Below are 24,561 nucleotides of genomic sequence, written 5' to 3'. Positions count from 1 at the left end.
TGCTTTTGAAAAAAAAGGGCAACATTTGTCAATTACACAATTACAAACGTTGCCCAGACGGTCGGCTCTCACTTACATTTTGATTTCACTGTGGTGCTCCACATTGTAATCCGTCAGAAATCAAAACTATTATTTTGTTATGTCTATAATTTATCACAATTTCCGATTACTGTCAATGCTGTATTATATTAAAAATTCACAACAACATTTCGACAATTTTACTCTATTTTCCGGCGATAAACGTTAATACTTCTTCTTTTTTGGGCATAACACGGAGTGCCCCTTTCTTTGTAGTGATAAGAGAGGAAGCTCCGTTGGAGAATTCCAGCATTTCATAGAGCTGGTCCTCTGTAAGCCCCTCAATTCCGTGCTCCAGCACATAATTCAGTGCGCATGCACCGAAGGTATCGCCTGCTCCTGTTGTCTCAATAGTATTCTCCTGCAGGAACGGTGCGTGGAATACTTCCCTGCCCTCATGGAACGCTGTGCTTCCCTCTTTTCCCATGGTCACGTTCATCAGCTTCAGATTCGGATACCGGGACAGCAGCATATGGGCGCCTTCCTTCACATCTTTCGTCCCGGTCATGAATTCCAGCTCTTCCTCGGAAATCTTCAGGAGGTCACATTTTGAAAGACCGTATGCGATCTGTTCTTTTGCAAGCTCCATGCTGCTCCACAGCGGAGGGCGCAGGTTCGGGTCAAAAGAGATGAGAAGTCCCGCTTCTCTAGCAATATCAATAGCCTTTGCAGTCGCCCGGCGCACACCCTCATGGGTCATGGACAGGGTGCCGAAATGAAAGGCTCTGGCTGATTTTATGTATTCTTCGTCTATCTGGTCAACGCTCAGCATCATGTCCGCACCGGGATTTCTGTAAAACGCAAAGTCCCTGTCCCCATCCTCAAAAGTATGGACAAACGCCAGTGTTGTGTGGACTTCCTGATCCTCATACAAATGACTGGTATCGATTCCCAGGCTGTTCAGCGTATTTCTCAGGGATGTACCGAACTGGTCTTTGCCCACAACTCCCAGAAAAGATGTCTTTTTTCCAAGATTATTGAGCATAGCCAGCACATTACACGGCGCTCCGCCGGGATTTGCCTCAAAAATGGGGTTGCCCTGTCCGCTCACTCCGTTTTCCGTAAAGTCGATCAAAAGCTCACCAAGCGCGATAACGTCAAAATTCTTGTTCATATATGTTCTCCTTGTCCGTTTTATTCTACTGTGAATTATATTCGTTTTGCCTGCTTTACGCAAGTACCGCGGCACAATTATTCATAAAAAATACATTGTATGTAGAATTATTGTAACTGTTCAGTCAGGTCTGCGCATTTACTGCGCTGACCGTGCAAAAGAGTAGTGGCGGCAGGTATTCGCCCCATCGCGAAGCGATTTTTAATAGGCGAATACCCGTAACGATTCAGCTGGCTGAATAGTTACGAATTATTCTTAATGAATCGAAAGGTTTTCTTTAGAATTTCTTTAAAATTGAGCCTGCTAATTCTTTTAAATTCTATGGTGTAATTAAGAAGGTAAGAAAAACGTCGAAATTGAGGTGAATTTTATGAATATATTGAACCAAATATGGGAATATGCCTCCATCTGCCCGGAAAGAACAGCCATCTGCTGCGACGGACAGTCTGTTACTTACAAAGAGCTGGAGTTATATTCTGAGCGTCTGGCCCGTCATATTGAGCAGCAATGCGGACAGAACTATGCCCCCATAGCTGTATACGGCCACAAACATCCCCTGATGCCTGCGGCATTTCTGGCCTGTGTCAAATCAGGCAGGGCTTACTGCCCCATTGACACCTCAGTGCCGGACTCCCGGGTGGAAATGATCCTGGATGCCCTGGATTCCCCGATTCTTCTCTCCCTCTCTCCTCTCCATGCGGACTGCAGGGATAAACGAATCCTTTCCCTGCAGGATATTGATGTCATCGTACATACAGATTTGTCCCGCATGGATAACAGCATGGGCGATACCGTACCCGAACCGGTTTCCGGGGATGATATCTTTTATATCATATTTACTTCCGGAAGCACAGGAACCCCAAAGGGCGTCACGATCACGGAAAGGAATCTCAGCAATTTCCTGGACTGGTCCATCACCCTGGGAACCTCCACCAATGCCAAAAAGGGAAAGGTATTCCTGAATCAGGCCCCCTTTTCCTTTGATCTGTCCGTAATGGATCTGTATACATGCCTTGCGGTGGGCGGAACTCTCTGGTGTCTGACAAAGGATGTGCAGAAGGATTACCAGAAACTGCTGGAATCCCTGAAACGATCGGATGCCGCAATTATGGTTTCCACACCATCCTTTGCCGATGTATGCCTGTCAGACCCGGCTTTTGCACAGACCGCTCTGCCAAACCTTGGCCTGTTTCTGTTCTGCGGGGAAACCCTTACCAACCGGACAGCCCGCAGGCTTCTGGAGCGTTTCCCCTCTGCAAAAGTCATGAACACCTACGGTCCCACAGAGTCCACCGTGGCAGTCACCCAGGTGGAAATAACGCCAGAGCTGGCTGCCGGCACTTCCCCTCTGCCTGTAGGCAGGCCAAAACCCGGCACCACACTGCAGATCTGCGGTCCCGACGGGCGCGTACTTCCTGAGGGAGAAAAAGGGGAGATTATCATACTGGGCAATACCGTAAGCCCCGGCTATTATCAGAACACACTGCAGACAGAAAAGCACTTTTTTACATACACAGAAGAGGGAATCCCCGCACAGGGATACCGCACAGGGGACAAAGGATATCTGAAAGACGGCATGCTATATTACTGCGGACGCATAGACCTGCAGATCAAGCTGCACGGATACAGAATCGAGCTGGAGGATATTGAAAACAATCTTCTCCGTCTCCCCCAGATAGAAAAAGCTGCCGTACTCCCCAACATAAAAGACGGGCGTGTCAAAAGCATCAGTGCCTATCTGGTCTGCCCCGGCATGACGGCGCCGGAGCGTACTTACGCGGAAATGCTGAAAGAGAGTCTGCGCACCTTCCTTCCGGAATACATGATACCGAAAAAACTCATCTTCATGGACAGGCTTCCCATGACCGGAAATGGCAAGGTTGACAGAAAGGCCCTCGGGAGCGCAGTTCTTTGAGTTTTTATGAAGGGCTTTCCTTCTTTATCTGCCTCTTTTTATTCCTGATTCCTGCCGTCATTCTGGGCATCATGGAAAAAAAGATGGGGCATTATACCCTGGCCGTATCCCTGGTCTTCATAGTACTGGTCTTCGGCCACAGCCCCGGACAGTTCCTCTATCTGCTTCTCTTTTACGGATGGTCCTATCTGGTGGTGCGCGGCTACGCTGCTGTCCGCGCCAAAAACGGCAGGAATCAAAAACAATACTACCTGTTCCTGGCAGCCATGCTGCTGCCCCTTATATTATGTAAACTATCGCCGCTGTTCCATATGAACATATTCGGATTCACCGGCATTTCCTATATGAGTTTCCGCAGCATCCAGATGGTCATAGAGATTTACGACGGAATCATTTTGGAGGTCCCACTCCTGGAATTTTCAGGATTCCTTCTTTTCTTTCCCTCCATCAGCTCCGGTCCCATTGACAGAAGCCGCCGGTTTCACGATGACTGGATGCGCATCCTGCCAAGGGCAGAATATCTGGATATGCTGGCAGAAGGTATCTTTAAACTACTGCTGGGCCTGGTCTACAAGCTGGCGCTGGGCACCCAGCTCTACACCCTTCTCACTATATGTGAGCAGTCCATGGGACGCCGGGACGCCCCCTGGTATTTCGCCGCAGGCTACGCCTGGCTGTACGGCTTCTACCTGTTCTTTGATTTTGCAGGCTATTCCCTCATGGCAGTGGGAACCGCCTATATTCTGGGTGTCAGGCTGCCGGACAACTTCCGCGCTCCATTTCGGAGCCTGGATATAAAAGAGTTCTGGGATCGCTGGCACATTACCCTGTCCCACTGGTTCCGCGATTTCCTCTTTACCCGTTTCATTATGAAATGCTCTAAGAAGAAATGGTTCTCCACCCGTTTAAACAGAGCCTGTGCCGGATTTATTGTCAACATGGGTGTTATGGGACTGTGGCACGGCGTCACGCCATCCTACATACTATACGGACTCTACCACGGCATTCTGCTGTCGGCCACAGAAGTTTACCAGAAAAAATCAGGCTTCTACAAAAAATATAAAAACCGGAAACTATACAAGGCAGTCTCCTGGCTGCTTACCATAAACCTGGTGATATTCGGCTTCTTTATCTTCTCCGGAAAATTCCTGGAGCTTTTAACCGCCTGATATCCCCAATCAATTTTAAAAGAAAAAGGAGAAAACAAAATGGAAGAAAAAATTTTAGATTTATTAGCAGAGATCTGTGAGGATGATATTGTGAAAGAAGACTTAAAAACCGAGCTTTTCCAGTCCGGTCTTCTGGATTCCCTGGGATTTGCCGAATTTCTGGCCGGCATTGAGGAGGAATGCAGCATCGTCATAGCCCCCTCAGAGGTCACCAGGGAAGAAATGGATACCCCGGAAAAAATCCTCAATCTTGTAAAATCCAAATGCTGACCAGAGAAAGGCAGGCGTAAGAAACATGAAGAGACTGACTGCATTTTTCACGGCTTTTGTGCTGTTCCTTGTCACCGCGGCAGGCATCCACCTGTCTGTCCGTGACAGGAAGATTCCGGACTCCCGGACATTTTCCACCTGGGCCAACGAGACAAAGACACGTTCCCGTGAAACCATAAAACAAAATCTTGGCCCGGACAGCCTTCTGGTATTCGGCTCCTCCGAGTTTATGCACGGGCAGGACACCCCGTACCATCCTTCCTCTATGTTCGCGGACAGTGACTTTGAGCCCATGCTCATAGGTGCCGGCTATTACCAGTCCCTGAGCCATGCCATTGCTTTAAGCGCCGTAGGGGAGGGCCAGAAAAAGGCCGTCCTTTTCCTATCCCCCCAGTGGTTCAGAAAACCCGGCATCCTGCCCCAGGCCTTTGCCTCCCGCTTCTCTGAGAACAACTATCTGGGCATGCTGCAGAACGAAAACCTCTCACCGAAAACAAAACAATACATCATAGACCGCACCCATACGCTTCTGAAAGATGACCCCAAAACCAAAGACCGTTTAAGCACATATGAGCGCGTATGGGTCACCAAAACCGCAACCACAGAGGACACCCTCATAGCCGGCGCCTGGCAGCACTTTCTGAACGAGAAAGAAAAGATCACCGTCCCTCTTCTCTTTGACCTCACCGCAAAAAAGAAAGCGCCGCCGGCCACTGACATATCCATAAACTGGACCAAATGGCTGGCCAAGGCCGAGGAAGACGGCTCCCGCCACCAGGAGAACCAATTCTACATAGACGACAAAAACTACAAAAAGCTGAAACCCCACCTGGCCAAAAAGAAAGACCTCAACAAAAAAGCGATACACGGCTACGGCTCCTCCCCCGAATACGACGACCTCCGCTGCTTCCTGGATGTATGCCGCGACATGGACATCGAACCTCTTCTGGTCATTCTCCCTGTTAACGGCTATTACTACGACTACACCGGTTTTCCCCGTACTGCCCGGGAAACCTACTACTCCAACATCCGCAGTCTTGCCTCCGCCTACAACGCCGAACTTGCCGATTTCTCAACAGATGAATACACCAAATACTTCTTTGAAGATCAAGTCCACATAGGACGGAAAGGATGGGTTCTGATCAATGAAAGCCTTTACAACTTTTATAAAAAACCTTAAAACCAACCCCAAAGCCCGTTTCCTCCTCCAGGTGCTCTCCTTCTACATCCTCCTCATGCTCCTCTACCTCTACTTCATGACCGCCAACCTCTCCACCGCCCCACCCTTCCTATATTCCCAATTTTGAAGCCGCGGGGCGGCTTCTTTTTTCTTTTTTCTCCAACGCCATCCCTAGCCTCTTTCCCCCACAACCTGAATCCCATGAAAAACACCGCGGCCGGCAGTCTTCTCTCCGGACTGCCGGCCGCGGTGTTTTTCATGCTCACTACTCCCTTTTAATCATCCGATACCCAATCCCAATATGCGTCTGTATATACTTGGGCTCCGATGGCTCCTCCTCAATCTTCTTCCTCAGCGTCGCCATAAACACCCGCAGCGAAGGCACATCACTCTGCATCACATTCCCCCATACCTCATTCAGTATAAAGTTATGCGTCAGCACCCTCCCCACATTTTTAGCCAGAAGACACAGCAGCTTATACTCAATCGGCGTCAGATGGACCTCCTCATCCCTGATAAACACACAACCGGATGCATAATCGATCTTCAAATCCCCGTTCACGAAGACCGCGTTGTCCTCCACGCCCCCGCTGCTCTGATACATAGCCCTGCGAAGGCTTGCCCGCAGCCTTGCCAGCAGCTCCTCCACACTGAAAGGTTTCGTCAGATAATCATCTGCCCCCGCATCCAGTGCGCTTACCTTATCCGCGTCCTCGCTCCTGGCACTTACCACGATGATCGGTACATTTGACCAGGACCGCACTTTTTTTATCAGATCCACACCGTCCATATCCGGCAGCCCCAGGTCCAGTATGATCACATCCGGTCTCTGGGATACCGCCTCCATCAGGGCCTGTGCCCCGTTTTTAGCCATATGGTATCGGTATTCCTGCATATCCAGTGTGGTTCCCATCAGATTTCTGACAGCCTTGTCATCTTCCACAATAAGTATCAATGGTTTATTCATGTATCACTACCTCCTCTGCCGGCAATGTGAAATAGAAAACGCTTCCCCGGGGGCTGTTGTCCCTTACCCCGATCTCTCCGCCATGTGCATTTATAATGGCTTTACAGAGTGCAAGGCCAAGTCCCAGCCCGCGCCTGCCGTCCCCTTTCTGGTTCTCTGCCGTATAAAACATCTGAAACAGCTTATTTTTATCCGCATCCGCCACCCCGTTTCCGTTGTCCGCGATTTCCGTCCACACAAATCCATCCTTCTGGAATACGTGAACCTTAATCTCTGACCCGGCCGGTGTATATTTGATGGCATTGTCTATGATATTGATAAACACCTGCACAATCAGCCTGGTATCCATCCTGGCCATCAGGAATTCGTCCTCCTGCTTCACTGTGATCTTGTGTTCTCCGCTCTTTCTGTCCAGGTGGTGCATGGCCTCGTTGATCACATCGTCCAGAAGTTCTGTCTGCCGCTTCAGGTTCATGGTCCCATTCTCAATCCTTGTGACAGAGAGCAGATTCTCCACCAGGTTGATGAGCCAGATGGCATCGTCATAAATATCCCCGTAAATCTTATGCCTCTGGCTCTCCTCCATCTGGGCGCTGCCGTTTAAAAGCACACTGGCATTTCCGGAAATACCGGTCAGCGGAGTGCGCAGGTCATGGGAAATAGCCCGCAGCAGATTGGCCCGCAGCCGCTCCTGTCTGGCGTTCATCTCCACTTCCTTTTTCTCCTCATCCAGCTTCTGCTTTTCAAGTGCCAGGGCACATTCATTCAACATGGCAAGCAGCAGGCTTCTCTCAAAAGCTGTGAGTTCCTCAGCCCCCATAACAATACCTGCCACTGCCAGAGCTTCCTTCCTGCCTCTCACAGCCAGGTACAGACATTTTGCATCGGGCAGCGTATCTGTTGTGGCACCCGCATGCTTATTATTCTGATACACCCAGGATACCACTTCCTGTTCCTTCTCATTGAGATACTGCCCGGCATCCGACATATCCTGTTTTTCCATTCTGGGAACCAGATTTCCCTTCTCATCGGGCATATAGAAGATAACCGTCCGGCCCAGCATTTTCTCCATCTGCACCATGATCTCCCGGATGATCTGGGACACATCCCTGGCCTTCTGCAGCTTCTGGCTGGTCTCCAGCAGAATTTCCGTGCGGTATGCCTTTTCCGCTGCCTGGTGCGCCTGCTCCTTCACTCTGGTCGTCAGGGTGGAAATGAGGAATGCCACCAGGAACATAATGATAAAGGTAACAGGATATTCCGGCCCGTAGGCTTTAAACGAATATCTGGGGAGTGTAAAGAAAAAATTAAAGGTAAATACACTGATAAAGGAGCTCACCAGACTGTATGCCTTGCTCTCTGTCCACATGGCGGTGAGAACTACCCCCAGAATATACAGCATGATAATATTGACCTCTGAAATCCCATGGCTGTACATCCATCCGCCAATCCCCGTGGAGGCCAGCAGCACGCCCACTGTCTTCAGGGTATCCTTGAAGGTGAAGCCGGTTCTGCTGTGCCTTATGCGAAATCCCGCAGTACCGGTATTCTGCTCCATAGATGGGATAATATAAATATCGGGATTGGAGCCTAGTGCTGTCAGTTTGTCGGCAAAGCTGACTCTGGAAAAAGAGAGACCTCCGATCCATTTGGTACGGCCCAGCACAATTTTTGATACACCTGCCATTCTGGCATACTCTGCGATCTGCTGGACCACATCATCCCCGTACATGGTGATGACCCTGGCTCCCAGTTTTTCCGCCAGTTCCATATTCTCTTTTAGTATCCTTTTATCTGCATCCGGCAGATTTTTATCGTGGGACGTCTGCACATACAGAGCGGTAAACGCCCCGTGGAACGCATCCGCCATACGTGCCGCGGTCCTGATCACCCTGCCGTTGGAGGGAGATGCGGAGATTCCGGTCAGGATATGTTCTCCCGGATAGGAGGTCTCCTGTACATCCTCCCCCTTTTCCGCGATCTTATTGATCCTGTCCGCCATTCTTCTGAGGGCCATCTCCCGCAGGGCAGTGAGGACACCTGTATCCGCAACATTATTTCCAAGGCACTCCCGTACCTTTTCCGGTTCCGCGTCCACAAATTCCACCTGGTCTGCCTGATCGAATACTTTATCCGGAACGCGCTCCCCTGCCGGTCTGCCGGTCAGGGAGGAAATCACATCCGAAAGACTCTCTATCTGCTGTACATTCAGGGTCGTATACACATCAATCCCGGCCCGAAGAAGCTCCTCTATGTCCTGATAACGCTTTCTGTGCCTGGAACCCGGAGCATTCCCGTGGGCCAGCCTGTCTATGACCAAAAGCCCGGGCCTTCTTCTGATCGCACTGTCCAGATCAAACTCCGGAGACAGATTCCCCTGATAATTATGAAAAACGGGGGCAAGCTTTTCCATTTTCTCCCCCAAATCCAGCTCCAGGGGAACACATCCGACCACTACATCGCAGCCCTCTTTTTTTCTCTCCGCTGCATCCCGCAGCATCTGTCCTATCTTTCCTGTTCCTTCCGCATAGCTGAAAAAGATCTTCAGCCTGCCGCTTTTATCCGTCTCCATCCCGGCTCCCCCTTTCTGCGCTGTTTGGTTTATTATAGCCTATTTCCCGCGGGAATCAAATAAATTATGCGGGGAAAGGCAAAGAGCGCCGGCTATCTCGCCTTTGCCAGCGCTCTTACATCTTTGTAATGTCCCATGATGATCAGGGTCTCACTTCCCCGAAAGATATACTCCGGGCGGGGAAGAGGATAGATTTCCTCCTGTTCCTTGACTGCCAGAATACTGATATGATATTTATTCCGCACTCCCTTTTCCACAATGGACTTGCCCACCCACGGTGCCGGGACCGGAATCTCATAAATGGAGTAATCAGGGGTTAATTCAATGTAATCGAAAATATTATCTGTGCCGAATTTGACAGCCAGACGTTCTGCCATCTCCCGTTCCGGATAGACTATCTTGTCCGCTCCGTTTCTGAGAAGAAACTTTGCGTGCACATCCCTGTTTGCCCTTGAGAGGACAAAAGGCGCCCCGTAATCCTTGAGAAGCGCTGTGGTCTCCAGGGAGCTCTGAAAATTATCCCCGATGGCCACAACGCAGAGATCAAAATTCCCCACTCCCAGAGAGGCAATGAAATGCTCATTGGTGGTATCTCCAATCTGCGCATTTGTCACCAGGTCCAGCGCGTCATTGACACGCTCCTCATTTATATCAACTGCGAGGACTTCATTGCCCTCCTCTATTAATTTCGCTGCCATATGGCGGCCAAAGCGGCCCAGTCCCACTACAAGAACCGATTTCATTTTCTACTTTTCCTCCTTGATCAGCCTACAGATACCTTTTCCATAGGCAGTTTTGATGGTATGTTGGCAATCCGGTTGCCGAAAGCAATGAGTATGGTAATGCCTCCGACCCTTCCGATAAACATGAGCAGTATCAGAACAATATGTGAAACGGTTCCAAGCTGCGCAGTGATCCCCAGAGACAGTCCTACGGTTCCGATCGCGGAGGCCGCTTCAAACAGAGCGTCCTGGATCGCAGTTCCATCTGCAGAGGCGATCAGCACAGTTCCCACCAGGATCAGAAGCCCATAGAGCATGGTTACACAGCTTGCGTGGCGCAGGGCATTCTCCTCCATTCTTCTGCGGAAACACTCGATATCCTTCCGTTTTCTGAATTCAGACCATATACTCAGGATCATGATGGACATGGTGGTTGTCTTAATACCTCCCGCAGTGGAACCGGGAGAACCGCCGATAAACATAAGCCCCACTATGAGGATTTTACTGCAGCCCGATAGCGTTGTCAGATCCACGGTATTGAACCCCGCTGTTCTGGGCGTTACGGCCTGAAAGAACGCGCAGAGTACCTGTTCCCCAAAGCTTCTTCCCTCCATGGAAGGTTTCCCCAGCTCAAAGAAAAACATGAGGACAGCCCCTCCGAAAATAAGTATCGCTGTTGCCATGAGCACGACCTTTGTGTGGAGCTTATAATTTTTATAATGCCATTTATGGTTCCTGACATCTGCCCACACTAGAAATCCCAGGCCGCCCACTATGATCAGCAGCATAATGGTGATACTCACCAGAGGGCTGTCTGAAGCGGTCATGAGGGAAGTTCCCGGATCAAAATAGCCCATCAAATCTATTCCCGCATTACAAAAGGCAGAAATGGAGTGAAATACGGAAAAATATATACCTTTTCCCGTACCCAGTCTCGGAACAAAATAAAAGCTCAGCAAAATGGCTCCGATCCCCTCGAATAATACCGTTCCGCCGAACACAAACTTTGCCATGCGCACAATTCCGCCCACCTGGGGTGCAGCCACGGATTCCTGCATCAGAAGCCTCTGCGACAAACCAATCTTTCTCTTGGTGATAGCGAGCGCGGAAATGGCGATCGTCATAAATCCAATGCCGCCTATCTGTATTAATAATAAGATGACACCCTGGCCAAATTCAGACCAGAATGTATAGGTGTCATGCAGCACCAGTCCGGTGACACACGTTGCTGATGTGGCGGTAAACCAGGCATCCATAAACGGAGCTGCTGTCATCTGCCGGTTGGACACAGGCAGCATCAGCAGGAGCGTACCTGTGGTAATCACTGCCAGATAACCGAATACAATAAGTTTCGTTGTGGTCCAGTGATGTTTTTTTATTCCTGACATAAGAGTCTTCCACCCTTTTTATTCTCTTTCTGTGTTATCCTGTAACTACATATTCTAAATTCTTTTATATTAAAACGGCATAAAGCTATGTTAAGGACGCATTAAGATAGCATAAAGATTTTACTCTTTATGCTATCTTGTCCTGTTCTATGATTCTTTATTCTCTATGTGCTCTTCGTCCCCATTGTTGCGGCAGATCCACTCCAAAAGATCCTCCATGGCTTCCTTTGCTGACTGGAGCGGTCTGTCAAACATACCTGATTTATAGAAATTGATCACAACTGCCCCTATGGGCACTGCAAGTATCATGCCAATGACACTGCTGACCCGGTATCCTGTATACATAAAGATCAGTGTAAGGAGTGGGTCCATGCCAATGGAATCCCCCACCATCTTGGGCTCTATGACCCTCCGCACCAACTGCGTCACCAGGTAAAGGATGATCAGACCAACCGCAAACTTTGTATCACCGGACAACAGCTTGAATACAGCCCATGGTATAAGGGCTGTCCCTGTTCCGAAGAACGGAAGCATATCCAGAAAAGAAATGAGGAATGCCACCAGCACGGCAAAGCTCACCTCCAGAAACAGCAGCCCTACACAGAGTATTGCCCAGATAACAGCCATGATCTTAAACTGTGCTTTGAAATAACCGCCGAAGACCTTTTTAAAGCTGTCTGCCAGCAGTCTCCATTTTTCCTGGATGATCTGCGGTGTGTTGTTCCGCCCAAACTCCAGGATTCCATCCCGGTCCGCGATGAAAAAATAGGCGGACAATATGGTAAATATAATAGATATCAGCACACTCGGAAGATGCTTGGCCATATCACCTGCGTAGCCAACGGTCCACTCGCTGATATTTCCCACCAGTTTTCCGATCCGTTCTCCCAGATCGTCCTGCACATTATTGATGGAAGTCTGTACATTTTCCGGAAGCTGTTTCATGAATTTATTGAGATTGTGCTCCACCTCCCGAAAATCCTCCCGGAATCCACTGTAAATATCCGGTGCCTGATTGATCAGGTCACTGGCCTCCTCCACCGCTTTTGTTCCTATAAAATACCCTGCTCCGATTATGGCGGCTAAAACTGCTATAATGATCAGCATGGATGTGTGCTTTCTGGCTATTTTCATCCTCTTTTCCACCATGCGCACCAGAGGGCTGGCGATCATGGCGATGATCCATCCGATGACAAAAGGCATAAAAAACCTGAGGAATTTAAGTCCCAAAACAATGACCAGTATAACGCCTAAAACTGTAAACAATGCTGCCAGAATACCTTTTACATACTTCTTCCACTTCATATATAAATATCTCCCATGCCTGCCTGTTTTGACTGCTGTCTGCGCAATCTGACAGTAGCCGGGGCAGATTTTGCCTGCACCGGCTACCTTAAGTATACTCTCATCCGCCCGGGATACAATGCCTATCCCGTTAATTTTTTATGAAAAATTTGCGAACGGTTTCTGATCTATAATTGATTCTGTGTCTTAGATTTCCTTCAGAAAAGCAAACGGCTCATCATCATGCAGAAAATGCATCAGCATATAAGCCGTCATGATCGCTGCTTTCTCTTCCCTCAGGATTCTTCTGACCTCTTCCCTGTCAGCCAGCACAATCTCCAGCTCCTCGGAATCCTCCAGTCCATCCCCGGACACCTGGCCGGAAGCATAACCGTATACACTGGCGCAGGATTCATCGGTCATGCCAATGGTAGTAAAATACGGTTTCTCATATGCCGGGTCCACATCAAGAGGAGTAAGTGTCAGGCCGGTTTCCTCTTTCATCTCTCTGATCGCGGCTTCTCTGTAGTCCTCACCGGGCTCTACCAGGCCTGCCGGGAACTCATAGATATAGCTGTCAATAGCATAACGGTACTGACGTACCAGCACGACCCTGTCTTTCTTCTCCCCATAGAGGCTGTAGATAATAACTCCATCCGGGGTGTTTTTCCTTGTTTTGATCTTCAGTTCATTCTCAGTCTTTGCCCGTGACGCCACATAGTAATGTCCCTTTCTTCCTGTCTTACTCTCCACATCCAGGTGGTAGAGATTTACATGGGGATTCTCTGTGAGCGGCGTCACCTTTTTTATATCCGGCATCTTTATTCTCCTCGCAGTAATACTCTGATTCTCTTATAAATAAGCAGTGTTACGGCAGAGATGATACATCCCTTCACCAGGTTAAACGGCGCCACTGCCAGCACCACAAAGGTAAACAGGTTATTGATTCCTGCATTGATAGATGTGCCCATCTGAATAAAGGCGCTCACCGGCATCCCGAAAGCTGCCCCGTATGCGGGGAGCAGGATAAATGCATTCACAACACAACCCACAACAGCCATACAAATGGTTCCGATCACCATTCCAATCACTGCAAATTTTTTGTTCCTGCGGTATTTATAGAAAAATGCTGCCGGAACGATAAAAGAGCATCCCATCAGGAAATTGGCGATTTCACCCACACCCGCTGTGGCGGAGCCGTGGATGACTGCATACAGCAGTACCTTCAGAAGCTCGATCATAATACCTGCCACCGGTCCCATAGCAAACGCGCCGACCAGCACGGGTACTTCTGAGAAATCCATCTGATAGAAAGGCGGTGCGATCACCGGGATGGGAAACTCAATCATCATCAATACCGTAGCCACGGCTCCAAGCATGGCTACCTGTGCCAATGTCCTGATTTTAGAACGATTCTGTGCACCTGCAGGTCTTTTGTTTACAATTGCTTCATTACTCATTTTTATTCTCTCCTTTTTATGATGGTTTCATAAAAGGAAATTCTTCTTTTTCCGCTGCCGCTTCCGCGGCTGAAACGAAAAAACGCCCTGAAGATCAGGGCATTGATGAAATCTGCATTATGAAATACATTTTCTTCTCTCATCCAGACTTTAACTGTCGGTACCGGAATCACACCGGTTCAGCCATTTACATGGGTCGCGGACTATACCGCCGGTAGGGAGTTGCACCCTGCCCCGAAGAATTTTCTTTTATCTGAGAATTATTATAAACCTTTAAAGGCTTGATTTCAATGGGTTTTTGAAGATTTTTAAAATTGTTTTCTTCATAAATTCGCATAACTTTCCGTATTTACCAACAGATTTCTGGTAAATAATTGGTGAATTCAACCAGCTCTGAACCTATTAGAATCAAGCTTTTTCAGTTATTCCCTTACTCTTTCCTGGGTCACATCGTCATAAATCCTGGATATCATCTTGTAATCATAGCCCGCTTAGAGCTTTTACCTTCCGGATAATCCCTGCAGCATCCGTCTGATGGATTCACGTTTATGACATGGTCTTCCACAGCAAGTCCCAAAACGGAATGAATCATTTTCTGAAAATTTACCATAATCAGCAATACAGGATAATAAAAATATAGTATACTTTATGCATAGTCATATTCTCCTTTTGTCTAAGCGTAGAACAGAATAACCACCCGAAATGTTCCCTATAATATATAATGAAAGGAGTGTTCATTATGGCATCAGCACAGGAAAAAATATATACTATCAACGATATTAACGCCCTTCCCGAAGGCACAAGGGCTGAGCTTATCGACGGTCAGATTTATTATATGACTCCCTCTACCCGGGCACACCAACAACTTTTGCTTTCCATAAGCAGACAAATCGCAGATTACATTGACCGAAAGGGCGGTCCATGTGAAATTTATATTGCTCCCTTTGCCGTATACCTGGACAAAAGCACACATACCTACGTAGAACCGGATATTTCTGTTATCTGTGACAAAAATAAACTGGATGATAAAGGCTGCAATGGTTCTCCTGACTGGATTATTGAAATCGTCTCTCCCAGTAGCAGACGGATGGATTACTCTGTCAAACTATTCAAATACCGTTCTTCCGGCGTACGGGAATACTGGATTGTAGACCCAGAAAAACAGAGGGTAATGGTTCACGATTTAGAGAATGAAGATATCGATGAATACTCCTTCTCAAATATAATCAGCGCCAAGATTTATGATGACCTGTCCATAGATTTTTCGCACTTCAGGATATAATACTTTCATATTATATGAGCACTCTCCCGAAACCTCTATCTTCTGGCACTCGGTGGCAACTATACAATATCGGGTGCCAAAAGGTTCTCTATTATTTTTCGTACAATGCACTATAAAAAAGCCTGTAATCCATGCCTATCCGGCTGAACTACAGGCTCTCTCAGAGCTCTCTTATAATTAACTTTTATTCAATACCTTCACCTCATCAACCGCATGCTGTCCACCTAGTGCATACCAGTTTTCAAGTAGTGTATCCCACTCTTCCACTGCATCTCCTGTAATGATTTTTATGATGCTTTCCACTGTAAGGTTTTTTAAGATTCCCGCAGTTTTGGTAACCTCCCTGGATGGCAGAGAGGAATAGGCCGATTTTACAAAAGCATTTGCCTTCATCATATTATCAATGGTAACCCAGGCACACTGCGGATCTCCGTACACTGTATAGAAGGATATTCCTCTTGCCTGCTTCTGATCCCAGGGATCAAATCTGTCCTCTTCTACTGCGTGGAGATAGGATGTCATAGAATCCACATCGTCTATCTGGGAGTATGTAAGTCTCTCTGTCTTACCGGTCTTCAACGCATAACTCTCTGCTTTCCAATCATCATATCCTCTGTTTACAGGCTGCAATCTAAGAAGAGATGCTTTCCAGCCTGAATAATTCGTTCCGTCCCCGCTATATTTCAGGAACTCCTCCGTATTCTGGGGATTACATATTTTCTGTACACTCAAATTCATCATCTTAATCAGAGTTTCCGGTCGTTCACACTGACTGCTGATGCAATGTACCTCCAGTATAGACGGCGGAAGATACGCCTTTCCCCTGGCCTGGTTCGGAGCTGTCGGTATGGGCGCTGCCACAATATGTGCATTGGTATCCTTCCTGGCTGCATCAATAGCAGGAACCATACCAGCCCACCTTGGTCCAAACCAAATACCACACCTCCCTGAACCTGCTGCCTCGAAAATGGCATCACCATCCATTGTCAGAAAATCTTTACACAGAGAACCATCCGCGTAAAGCTCCTGCAGAAATGAGAGGGCGGCTTTCATACCTTCCGCATAAGAACCTCCCCACACAACCTCTCCCTCTTGATTCTCGACCATAGCCATTCCATCCGAACCAAAATAAGCCCCAAACGCATTAAATATCGGGTCGCCATTACCTATCGTATCAGTGAATAGCTCAACACCATCCAGAACCAGCCCGCAAGTGTCATCCACACCATTCCCATCCGGGTCATCATAGGTAAAAGCATGTGCGGTCCTCTTCAGTTCTTCTGTCGTCTCCGGCACTTTCAGTCCCAGATGATCCAGCCAGTCCTGGCGTATAAACATCATAGAATATTCTTCATAGGGATTTCCAAGCCTCGGCAGCCCGTATAGCCTTCCATTAACTGTCAGCATATCCAGGGCCTCGCCGCCGTCAGACATCAAGTATTCTTTCAGTTCATCACTGGCATAAGTTTCATATGCTTCTGTTATATCAGCCAGTACACCCTCATTTACGTAATTCATATAATTAAGAGTACTGGTCTGGAATATATCAGGATAGTTCCCTGATATGATTGCTGAGGAGAGCTTACTGTCTGCCTGTGATGTGTCCACATTGTACATGATTTCCGGATATATATTATGTTCTTTATATAAATCCATCCAGGAATTATCTGTAAGGCTTTCTTTCCCCACCCATTCAAAATCTCCGGCATAAACCACCCCTGCCTTAACCCTGACAGGCGATTCAAATCCATACAGATCCCTGTCTTCTGTAGATGGCGCATCCTCTTTTGCCATCCCCCTGCTGTCCGTTTCCCGCTCTTCTCCACTATTCCCGCAGCCTCCTGCAACTGCGGCCGATATCAGAAACACAGCAGCTGCCATAATCTTCCTCTTCATGGACTCTCTCCTCCCCGGTCGGTTTCATTCATCCTCATTTCCCTGTATTCTTTCGGTGAAACCCCGGTCTCCTTCCGAAAAGCCCTTGTAAAAGAATGGGGGGAAATATATCCGGTTTTTGCCGAGATATTCTGTATCTTCTCATTGGTTTGGGCCAGCAGGTATTTTGCCAGATTCATCCTTTTATTCAGGATATAATCGCTGAGCGTCTCTTTCTTCACCTGTTTAAACAGGCGTGACAGATAGCTTGCATTAAATCCACCCACTTCCGCCAGTGCAGTAAGCGACAGTTCCTCTGCAAGATGTTCATCAATATACGTCACGACCCGCTTAAGCGCTCTCTCTGTAAGAGTATTTTCATTGATATCCATCACGGAAAATATAGCTTCCGAGACATCCCACAGATACCTGGCCGCGTCATTCCAGTTGTCATGGGCATCTGCCTTTGTCAATTTGTACAGTGCTGTTTTGAAGGCCATCTGCCCGCTTAAATGGTTTTCATTTATAAACTGAAGCAACAGGACTGCAACACTGTAATATATTTCTAGTGCCCTTCCGTCGTGAAGACTGCATTTTTTCGTCATCTGTTCCAGACAGACACAAAGGCAGGCAAAATATTCCTTTTTCTTTCGAAGCTCCAACAGTGATTTCAGAGATGGTATTCTGGCCATAACACTATGCACAGCGCTCTCTCTGTCCGCATCTTCCTGCTTTTCCAGATAGATTAAGGCACCCTGGTCTTCACCCAAATACTGTATCATATGCTGACGCAGAATGCGAATCCGTTCCGGATACTCCATAAGAACCGCCGGAACATTCCACAAAACCGCCGAGAATGAACCGCCGCATGCATTGCCGAATATCTCCTGGCTGTATTCCACCGCACCTCTGGCAACGACAAAGACTTGTTCCCAGTTCACCTCATCTAAGCTGGCAGGCTGGAGAAAGAGCACCCCCTGACGGATATCTGTCATGTGAAGATAAAATCTCAGTTTACTCGGCATATTTTCTTCAAATATCTGTGACAGGCACTCTGCCATATAATAACCGTCACGCAGCGGCTCGTCCTCCCCGGCGCCTTCAATCCTGATCCAGAACAGCAGTGACGGGGACTTTGCCAGAAATCCGATTCCAAGTTCATTCATACTTTTCCCTATATCCGGTTCCAGTATATTCCCCGACACGATTTGATCCAGCAGGGATTTTCGGATCCAGAATTCTGCTTTTTCCAGAAGCTGCTTCTGCTTTTCCTGAAGTTTCTCCTGCTCCAGTTCTTTTTGTCCTTGTTCAAGCAGTTCCTTCACAGCCCCCATGATGGCTTCGTCTTCCTCACTTTTCAGAACATACCTCACATCCCTGTCATTGATCACCCGGTACATATCGTCAAAGTTCCTGTACCCTGTGAGAAACACTGTTTTACATCTGGGCCAGTTTTCTTTAATCCGTTCAAACAGGGTAATTCCATCCATCCCTGGCATTTTAATATCTGTCAACACCACATCAAATCTCACACGGTCGAGAAGTTCCAGCGCCTCATAAGCAGAATTGGCTGTATATACGTCCACCTCCAGGTCAAACTCATACCGAAACATTTCTTCCAGCCCCAGCAGGATTTCATATTCATCATCAACTATCAGTAAATTCTGATTCATATCTTCACCCCTCCTTCCCGTCCTCTCTTCTAAAGGCTGCCTCCGTCAGAATCCAGATTGTGACAGACACTCCCCCAAGCTCACTTCGCCTTACAAAAATACCTGCTTTTTTATCAAAGTAAAACTGCAGCCGCTTATGGATATTAATGATTCCTGTCACCTCATCTGACTCCATCTCCTCTATACTTCTCTGCATCTGCTCAATATCAGAATCCTCTGCCTCCTCTCCATTGTCCTCTACTGTAATGTGTATTTCTGAAGGAGTCTCCGTAAACGATATACGCAGCAGACCGTCTTTCACCCGGTTCTCAAGCCCATGTTCAAAGGCGTTTTCAAGCAGTGGCTGAAGGATAAGACGAGGGACTATCACAGGCGCGAACCGTTTTGGCAGTTCTTCAAATTCAATACTGAGACGTCCGGCAAACCGTACTCCCTGTATAGCGGCATAGCTTTTTGCATGGCTGACCTCCTGATCCAGGGTAATATAGTCTGAACCGCTTCTGGTCAGATATCTGAAATAATTTCCCAAATGCTTTGCAAACTCCTCCGCATTCTCGTAATCCTGCCTCTTGATCCTGCGGCTCAGTGTAAAAAAGCTGTTATACAGAAAATGAGGATTTATCTGAGCCTGAAGCTGCTTTAGCTGTGCTCTCTGCGCCAGATTAGTCTGAATATAGACTTCGTCAATCAGATGTTTCAACCGGTCCTCCATGTCATTAAAACCACTATATAGATAAGAAAATTCATCCTCTGTATTTCTGTATATATGCTGATTCAGATTTCCCTCCTTCACTCTTCCAAATGCCTCCAAAAGCAAACCGATAGGTTTATGTATGGTTCTGTTGGTATATATAACAAAGAATATAGATATTCCCAGCAAAATCAACAGGCCAATAGACAGGTAGATCCAGGACTGTTTGATATATCCCATGACAGCCCCTTCTTCCGTATATTGGACAAATGTACCCATACTGCCGTTTCCCCCCACAAACACCAGATAATTTTCCCCACCTGCCTTCACTTCCTGCACCTTCACATACTCCCCCTGTTCATCCTTCTTCAGTTCACTGAGGATTCTGGCGCTGGAACAGTGGGCTGTGCTGCTCTGTACCATTGCATGGTATTTATCGCTGTAGATAAAGGCTCCGCTGTTCGCTGTGGTATTCAGCAGGGATAATTTGTTTTCAATCTGCCCGCCGGAAAATGTAAGGACAAACATAAAATTAAACGCCTCATCTTCATCTCCTCTGGTCTGCCCCATCTCAACAGAATAAAATTTTTCACCATCATAGCTGATAGAACCATTTTCATAATCCACAAAGCTCCACATCTCTTCAAAATCATCTGCGTTCATTCTCCTGACAGCGCTGTCAGTAATCTTATATTCACTTTTCGGCATATAGATCGTACAACTTTCCACAAGGTTGCTGACTCCCGCTATACTGCTGAGTTTTTCCTTCACAGACAGCAGCGCATCCCTCTTCTCGAAATCATCCAAACCTGCTTCCGGCTGTGCCAGGAATGCCAGCTTTCTGTCGTTAAATATTTCAATCTGCAGATTGATAGCATGGCTTACTTCCATCTCAAAACTTTCCAGATAATATTCTGCCTGAGCGCGCATTTTATCATATGTCATCTCACGCACAGTCTTCAAAGTCCTGATATGCAGGAAAAACATAATTGCCATAAAACTGACAATAATCGTCGTAAATGCCAGTATCTGCTTTGTCTGCAGAGAGGACCGCTTCCACCTTTTGCGCTGTTCTTTGTCCATATTCCGGCTCCTTCTTTCGGAAATATTTCACCGTATTTTTATACTCTTTATTATAACAGACAAGTATGATTTTTTTAACGGAATTCTTCTGCCGCCTTCACAGAAATAAGACTGCAGGCCCTGTCTTCTATGAATACAGGACATTTTTCAAGAAAAATATCATCCTCTGCGAAGAGGGAATGTACAATCACTCTGAGCTGTTTTGGAAAATCAAAATACCCAAGGCTGAGAGGTACTTTCTGTCCGGTATAGAAATGATCATTGAGCTTCTCCCCATCTGCATATATCTCCAGACTCTCGCCCGCATATTCCAGATATAGGATCGTATCGCGCCCTTTCCGTCGGTCCTCCCTTTCCCCGTAAACAATCTGTATGTCATAGACTCTGTTCTCCCGGTCTTCTGCTGTCAAATTCACTTCTATTTTGGGACTTATATACTCCGCTTTCCGTCTATAGACAGTAAATTCTGCTTCCTGCCGGTATTTTACAAATCCTGGAATTCCCTCTTCTGCCTCCGGAAAACAACGGATCTCTGTCTCTTCTGCCCCTGTTATCTTCAGCACGCCATCCTCTTCCCAGACATAGTTCTCTGAAAGGATTAAATAGTCCTGGTCAAGTGTAACCTTCCAGGCATTCAGAGCCTGCTCTCTGCTAAGAGACAGCACCCGGGCCTGTTCCTCTCCCTCCCACTGATACTCTGGCTCCTGTTCACCGTAAAATACAAAGATATCTTCTTTCTTTGTATGCAGGCAGCACAGAGGGGTAGCCAGCGCTGACCTGAGCACCGCATTTCCCAGCCTCATCCGGTACGGAAAAAAGCCGAAAGCACCTTCTCCAATATCTACAGGCGGAAAATTTACAGGCTGACGGCACTTTCCAATCAGCATGGTCCTTTGATGGGCGTCCATCACTCTACGGCGCTGATAATTGTTGTAAAATACATATCCATGTTCATCGTCATGCCTGCTGGAAAGACGCAAGGTCTTGGTATCTTCCGGTTTTACCCCTCTGGTAAGGATATCCGTCTCCAGAGCAGCCATGTCATCTCCGAAGTCTTTCAGGAAATAAGCCAGCAGCTTAATTTCACGATAACTGTCTGAAATTGCTCCATACTGCCGAACAGGTGCATTAAAATCATAATTAACCTCCGGAAGGTCATTTAAATACCCTGTCTCACGGCTCTCCTGCAGGGTGGAAAGCTTTCCCTTCGGGTTGCTTCCCCCGTGATACATATAATATCCCAGCAGCGCCACCCCGCTTCCAAGTTTCGTCAGGGACATAGCTCCGATATCTTTTCCGTGAGCTACCGGCCTTCTGTGTTTTGTAACCTGAAGGCCGCCTCCCAGCTCTGCTGTCAGAAACGGAAACCTGGTCTGGTCAAAAGTAACCTGGTCTCCTACATGATGATCACAGGCAATCAGTGCGTCATTTCGTTCACTGCTGAACACATAATTGGCATTGGCCTCCAGCTCTGTAGTCCTCTGGTCCCAGGGAGCCTCGCAGTATCCGCCCATGACTGGAAGTAAATCTCCGATACAAGCCCCGCCCCATCCTGTCGCTGTGTAATAAGGCACAATAAAACCCAGTTCCTTTGCCAGCGATGTCAGTGTACGCATATGGGTTTCCCCCGCCTCTCCTTTCAGTCCTCCAACATGCCCATACTCATTTTCTATCTGGACTCCCATAATCGGGCCGCCATCTTTATGGAAATATCCCTCTGCCTGCTCATACACCTTCTCCCAGAAGCGCCGGACATATCTCAGATATCTCTCATCATTGCTTCTCAATATGACTCCCTCCCGCTCCTTTTGCTGCAGCCAGTCGGGAAAGCCTCCGTTTCTCACCTCGCCATGTATCCAGGGTCCTAAGCGCAGAAACATGGAAAGTCCTACTTTCTTACAAATCCTGATAAACCTTCCCAGGTTACGGCAGCCTGTGAAATCAAAGCTATCCTCCTCTTCCTCATGATGTATCCATATCACATATGTGGACAGGACAGTAACTCCTCCTGCTTTCATCTTTCGTAAAGATTCCTCCCACAAATCCTCCCTGTATCTGCTGTAATGCATCTCTCCCATCACAGGAAACCACGGCAGTCCGTCCATGGTAAGATATTTTTCTGTGTAACCGTATTGTCTCATCTCTGTCTTCCTCCTGTCAGTCCCTTCACCTAATGGTGCTTTACCTGCCTTCTGATTCTTATCTCTGTATCTTAAAAGGGCTGCCGCAAAAATGTGGCAGCCCTTCCGACTCAATATGTTACTGTTTTCCAGCTACGTAATCTGCTGCCTGTTTGTCTAATTCAGTCAGTATATCACGGATTCCTGCGCTCTCCAATGCCGATTTCATATCTTTAACAGATTGATCCACATCATCAACCAGACCATTGATCAGCGGTTTATAGTATGTATCAACTGCTGCTTCCACTGCTGCAACCTGTGAGGTTACATTTTCTGTGTTAAAGTTAAATCCGTCATAGGGGTGGTCTTCTCTCTGATTATTGGTGAAGCTTTCTTTCACAGCATCATAGGTATCATCCAGAGCTGTTCTGTTCTCTACATATTCTGTTCTGTAGATTTTCTCATTTTTCCATCCCCAGTTACAGTTATTATCCAGACCATATCCACTCTCGTCAAGCAGTTTATACTGATTTTCTCCCACTGCTTCCCAGTGTTTTCCTTCGATTCCCAGCATAGTCAGATCCTGAATCTCAGGGTTGGTGTAGAACTCATTTAAAGCCATCATGGCACGTTCCGGATTCTTACTGTTTTTGTTGATGGCAACGCCATTGTTGATGTAGGGATTAGCATGCTTGGGATGGTCAGATACCGGGTCAACAAGTGTTGTATTCCAGTCCGGATTCTCAGTATTAGCCTGTCGTGCGTAAGTAAGGCAAGTGCCCATATTCCATACCATTGCCGCTGTTTTGCCAGTGAGCAGTCCCGTCTGCCTGTCCTCTTCATTGCTCAGGACATCGGGAGACCAGCAGCCTGCATCGGCCATCTCTTTTGCCTGCTTACAGTAATCAGTAAATCCATCCCAGTCAATAATACATCTGAAATCCAGGTCTTCCGGGTCTTCTGCATTGTACAGGATCAGCTCGCCGCTTTTCGGCGTTCCGCCTACCAGGCCCATTCCCTGGCTCTGGAAATACTGGTACCAGGGCCCATTCTGTACTGCATAGATTCCGTTTTCAGCACATCTCTTGAAGAACTCTGTCATCTCATCCCAGTTGCTGATACTCTTCACATTGTACTCTTCCATCAGATCCCCGCGGACTGCCAGCACATCCTGCCCAAATTCTGTCTGGTTGTTGGGAACCATATAGATTTCCCCATTGATTTTCGCCTGCTCCCAGGCAACCTCAGGAACAGTCTCCCAGGTCTGTGGGGCATACTTCTGTATAAAATCCTCCGCCATGGGATAGAATCCACCCAGCGCTACAGTCTGCTCATAATGTCCCCAGCTTGTAGCTGTGAAAATCAGATCGAAATCTTCCTGTGAGGAAAACAAGAGAGAATATTTTTTCTCATGTTCACCCCAGGAAAGGAAATCCACACTGACAGAACAGTTTAACTTGTCCTCCAGGATTTTGTTGATCTCATCATAGACTGCATCGAAATCCGGGGTACGCTCTCCCAAAAGGTACATCTTCAAATCCACATGCTCCGATACATCAACGCCGTTATAGGTCTTTCCTTCCACATTCTTTGCGCTCTCTTTCCTGTCAGAACCTCCCTTGTCAGAATCAGAACCGCATCCTGCAAGCATTCCTGCCGCCATTGCTGCGCTGAGTGTCAGCGCACACACCTGTTTTGTTTTCTTCTTCATGATAATA

General features: G+C 47.5%; 19 protein-coding genes and 2 riboswitches. Of the genes, 5 read left to right on the top strand and 14 right to left on the bottom strand.

Annotation, left to right across the window (positions count from 1 at the left end; genetic code table 11):
• Nucleotides 1–44 precede the first annotated feature (44 nt).
• A riboswitch (ZMP/ZTP riboswitch) is annotated at nt 45–131 on the bottom strand.
• A gap of 92 nt (nt 132–223) precedes the next feature.
• Nucleotides 224–1,192: a carbohydrate kinase family protein gene (locus LC508_RS23710; RefSeq protein WP_033144233.1), complete on the bottom strand. Its 969-nt coding sequence runs from the start codon at nt 1,190–1,192 to the stop codon at nt 224–226.
• Nucleotides 1,193–1,562: 370 nt separating this feature from the next.
• Here LC508_RS23710 and dltA point away from each other — a divergent pair, with 370 nt between their 5' ends.
• Genes dltA through dltD form a run of 4 tightly spaced genes read left to right on the top strand, consistent with a single transcriptional unit; the run spans nt 1,563 to nt 5,726 of the window.
• On the top strand, nt 1,563–3,107 hold the full coding sequence (dltA, locus tag LC508_RS23705) for a D-alanine--poly(phosphoribitol) ligase subunit DltA (RefSeq protein ID WP_103733120.1): 1,545 nt from the start codon (nt 1,563–1,565) through the stop codon (nt 3,105–3,107).
• Nucleotides 3,104–4,276: a D-alanyl-lipoteichoic acid biosynthesis protein DltB gene (gene dltB, locus LC508_RS23700; RefSeq protein ID WP_103733121.1), complete on the top strand. Its 1,173-nt coding sequence runs from the start codon at nt 3,104–3,106 to the stop codon at nt 4,274–4,276. Before dltA ends, dltB begins: the two co-directional genes overlap by 4 nt.
• Nucleotides 4,277–4,315: 39 nt before the next feature.
• The gene (gene dltC / locus LC508_RS23695) at nt 4,316–4,546 is read left to right on the top strand and encodes a D-alanine--poly(phosphoribitol) ligase subunit DltC (RefSeq protein WP_103733248.1); all 231 of its coding nucleotides are present in this window, start codon (nt 4,316–4,318) and stop codon (nt 4,544–4,546) included.
• 25 nt (nt 4,547–4,571) lie between these two features.
• On the top strand, nt 4,572–5,726 hold the full coding sequence (dltD, locus tag LC508_RS23690) for a D-alanyl-lipoteichoic acid biosynthesis protein DltD (protein ID WP_103733247.1): 1,155 nt from the start codon (nt 4,572–4,574) through the stop codon (nt 5,724–5,726).
• Nucleotides 5,727–5,800: 74 nt separating this feature from the next.
• On the opposite strand, the gene LC508_RS23685 is transcribed toward dltD, so the two are convergent.
• The 8 genes from LC508_RS23685 to LC508_RS23650 form a co-directional block, all read right to left on the bottom strand.
• Nucleotides 5,801–5,986, bottom strand: coding sequence for a hypothetical protein (locus LC508_RS23685; RefSeq protein WP_033144195.1), 186 nt, complete (start codon nt 5,984–5,986; stop codon nt 5,801–5,803).
• Nucleotides 5,987–5,991: 5 nt separating this feature from the next.
• Nucleotides 5,992–6,693 (bottom strand): response regulator, encoded by a 702-nt coding sequence (locus LC508_RS23680; RefSeq protein WP_103732523.1) that lies wholly within the window; start codon nt 6,691–6,693, stop codon nt 5,992–5,994.
• Nucleotides 6,686–9,265 carry a sensor histidine kinase gene (locus LC508_RS23675; protein WP_103732522.1) on the bottom strand — a complete coding sequence of 860 codons (2,580 nt, stop codon included), beginning with the start codon at nt 9,263–9,265 and terminating at the stop codon, nt 6,686–6,688. The genes LC508_RS23680 and LC508_RS23675 overlap by 8 nt, the downstream gene beginning before the upstream one ends.
• Nucleotides 9,266–9,357: 92 nt before the next feature.
• Nucleotides 9,358–10,008, bottom strand: a complete 651-nt coding sequence (locus LC508_RS23670) for a potassium channel family protein (protein ID WP_054350752.1) — start codon at nt 10,006–10,008, stop codon at nt 9,358–9,360.
• Nucleotides 10,009–10,028: 20 nt separating this feature from the next.
• Entirely contained in the window at nt 10,029–11,375 is a 1,347-nt protein-coding gene (locus LC508_RS23665; protein ID WP_103732521.1) for a TrkH family potassium uptake protein, read from the bottom strand.
• Between the two features lie 147 nt (nt 11,376–11,522).
• Nucleotides 11,523–12,680: a sporulation integral membrane protein YtvI gene (ytvI, locus tag LC508_RS23660; RefSeq protein WP_033142881.1), complete on the bottom strand. Its 1,158-nt coding sequence runs from the start codon at nt 12,678–12,680 to the stop codon at nt 11,523–11,525.
• A 186-nt stretch (nt 12,681–12,866) separates the two neighbouring features.
• Entirely contained in the window at nt 12,867–13,478 is a 612-nt protein-coding gene (locus tag LC508_RS23655; RefSeq protein ID WP_033142882.1) for an NUDIX hydrolase, read from the bottom strand.
• A gap of 2 nt (nt 13,479–13,480) precedes the next feature.
• Nucleotides 13,481–14,119, bottom strand: coding sequence for an ECF transporter S component (locus LC508_RS23650; RefSeq protein WP_033142883.1), 639 nt, complete (start codon nt 14,117–14,119; stop codon nt 13,481–13,483).
• Nucleotides 14,120–14,246: 127 nt separating this feature from the next.
• A riboswitch (FMN riboswitch) is annotated at nt 14,247–14,365 on the bottom strand.
• A gap of 493 nt (nt 14,366–14,858) precedes the next feature.
• Here LC508_RS23650 and LC508_RS23645 point away from each other — a divergent pair.
• Complete coding sequence (locus LC508_RS23645; protein ID WP_054350761.1) at nt 14,859–15,401, top strand: Uma2 family endonuclease; 543 nt, start codon at nt 14,859–14,861, stop codon at nt 15,399–15,401.
• 177 nt (nt 15,402–15,578) lie between these two features.
• Here the strand turns inward: LC508_RS23645 and LC508_RS23640 are convergent, their stop codons facing one another.
• From LC508_RS23640 to LC508_RS23620, 5 genes are all read right to left on the bottom strand, one after another.
• Nucleotides 15,579–17,297 (bottom strand): extracellular solute-binding protein, encoded by a 1,719-nt coding sequence (locus LC508_RS23640; RefSeq protein ID WP_103731547.1) that lies wholly within the window; start codon nt 17,295–17,297, stop codon nt 15,579–15,581.
• Nucleotides 17,294–18,949 carry a response regulator gene (locus LC508_RS23635; RefSeq protein WP_054350749.1) on the bottom strand — a complete coding sequence of 552 codons (1,656 nt, stop codon included), beginning with the start codon at nt 18,947–18,949 and terminating at the stop codon, nt 17,294–17,296. The genes LC508_RS23640 and LC508_RS23635 overlap by 4 nt, the downstream gene beginning before the upstream one ends.
• 4 nt (nt 18,950–18,953) lie before the next feature.
• Entirely contained in the window at nt 18,954–20,723 is a 1,770-nt protein-coding gene (locus tag LC508_RS23630; protein WP_052099642.1) for a sensor histidine kinase, read from the bottom strand.
• Between the two features lie 74 nt (nt 20,724–20,797).
• A complete protein-coding gene (locus LC508_RS23625) occupies nt 20,798–22,864 on the bottom strand; it encodes a beta-galactosidase (RefSeq protein ID WP_103731548.1) in 2,067 nt (688 codons plus the stop codon).
• A 118-nt stretch (nt 22,865–22,982) separates the two neighbouring features.
• Nucleotides 22,983–24,554, bottom strand: coding sequence for an ABC transporter substrate-binding protein (locus LC508_RS23620; protein ID WP_158587249.1), 1,572 nt, complete (start codon nt 24,552–24,554; stop codon nt 22,983–22,985).
• Nucleotides 24,555–24,561 lie beyond the last annotated feature (7 nt).

This window comes from Blautia parvula, from assembly GCF_020215665.1.
In the GTDB taxonomy this organism is placed as follows: domain Bacteria; phylum Bacillota; class Clostridia; order Lachnospirales; family Lachnospiraceae; genus Blautia; species Blautia celeris.
This window is presented reverse-complemented; position numbering and strand designations above follow the sequence as displayed.

Bases quoted from the DNA above. Each gene is read 5' to 3' on its own strand.
- LC508_RS23620 (WP_158587249.1), bottom strand. From the start codon at position 24,554: ATGAAGAAGAAAACAAAACAGGTGTGTGCGCTGACACTCAGCGCAGCA.
- LC508_RS23670 (WP_054350752.1), bottom strand. From the start codon at position 10,008: ATGAAATCGGTTCTTGTAGTGGGACTGGGCCGCTTTGGCCGCCATATG.
- LC508_RS23635 (WP_054350749.1), bottom strand. From the start codon at position 18,949: ATGAATCAGAATTTACTGATAGTTGATGATGAATATGAAATCCTGCTG.
- LC508_RS23665 (WP_103732521.1), bottom strand. From the start codon at position 11,375: ATGTCAGGAATAAAAAAACATCACTGGACCACAACGAAACTTATTGTA.
- dltC (WP_103733248.1), top strand. From the start codon at position 4,316: ATGGAAGAAAAAATTTTAGATTTATTAGCAGAGATCTGTGAGGATGAT.
- dltD (WP_103733247.1), top strand. From the start codon at position 4,572: ATGAAGAGACTGACTGCATTTTTCACGGCTTTTGTGCTGTTCCTTGTC.
- LC508_RS23645 (WP_054350761.1), top strand. From the start codon at position 14,859: ATGGCATCAGCACAGGAAAAAATATATACTATCAACGATATTAACGCC.
- LC508_RS23675 (WP_103732522.1), bottom strand. From the start codon at position 9,265: ATGGAGACGGATAAAAGCGGCAGGCTGAAGATCTTTTTCAGCTATGCG.
- LC508_RS23630 (WP_052099642.1), bottom strand. From the start codon at position 20,723: ATGGACAAAGAACAGCGCAAAAGGTGGAAGCGGTCCTCTCTGCAGACA.
- LC508_RS23655 (WP_033142882.1), bottom strand. From the start codon at position 13,478: ATGCCGGATATAAAAAAGGTGACGCCGCTCACAGAGAATCCCCATGTA.
- LC508_RS23625 (WP_103731548.1), bottom strand. From the start codon at position 22,864: ATGAGACAATACGGTTACACAGAAAAATATCTTACCATGGACGGACTG.
- LC508_RS23680 (WP_103732523.1), bottom strand. From the start codon at position 6,693: ATGAATAAACCATTGATACTTATTGTGGAAGATGACAAGGCTGTCAGA.
- ytvI (WP_033142881.1), bottom strand. From the start codon at position 12,680: ATGAAGTGGAAGAAGTATGTAAAAGGTATTCTGGCAGCATTGTTTACA.
- LC508_RS23710 (WP_033144233.1), bottom strand. From the start codon at position 1,192: ATGAACAAGAATTTTGACGTTATCGCGCTTGGTGAGCTTTTGATCGAC.
- dltA (WP_103733120.1), top strand. From the start codon at position 1,563: ATGAATATATTGAACCAAATATGGGAATATGCCTCCATCTGCCCGGAA.
- LC508_RS23650 (WP_033142883.1), bottom strand. From the start codon at position 14,119: ATGAGTAATGAAGCAATTGTAAACAAAAGACCTGCAGGTGCACAGAAT.
- LC508_RS23640 (WP_103731547.1), bottom strand. From the start codon at position 17,297: ATGAAGAGGAAGATTATGGCAGCTGCTGTGTTTCTGATATCGGCCGCA.
- LC508_RS23685 (WP_033144195.1), bottom strand. From the start codon at position 5,986: ATGAAAAACACCGCGGCCGGCAGTCCGGAGAGAAGACTGCCGGCCGCG.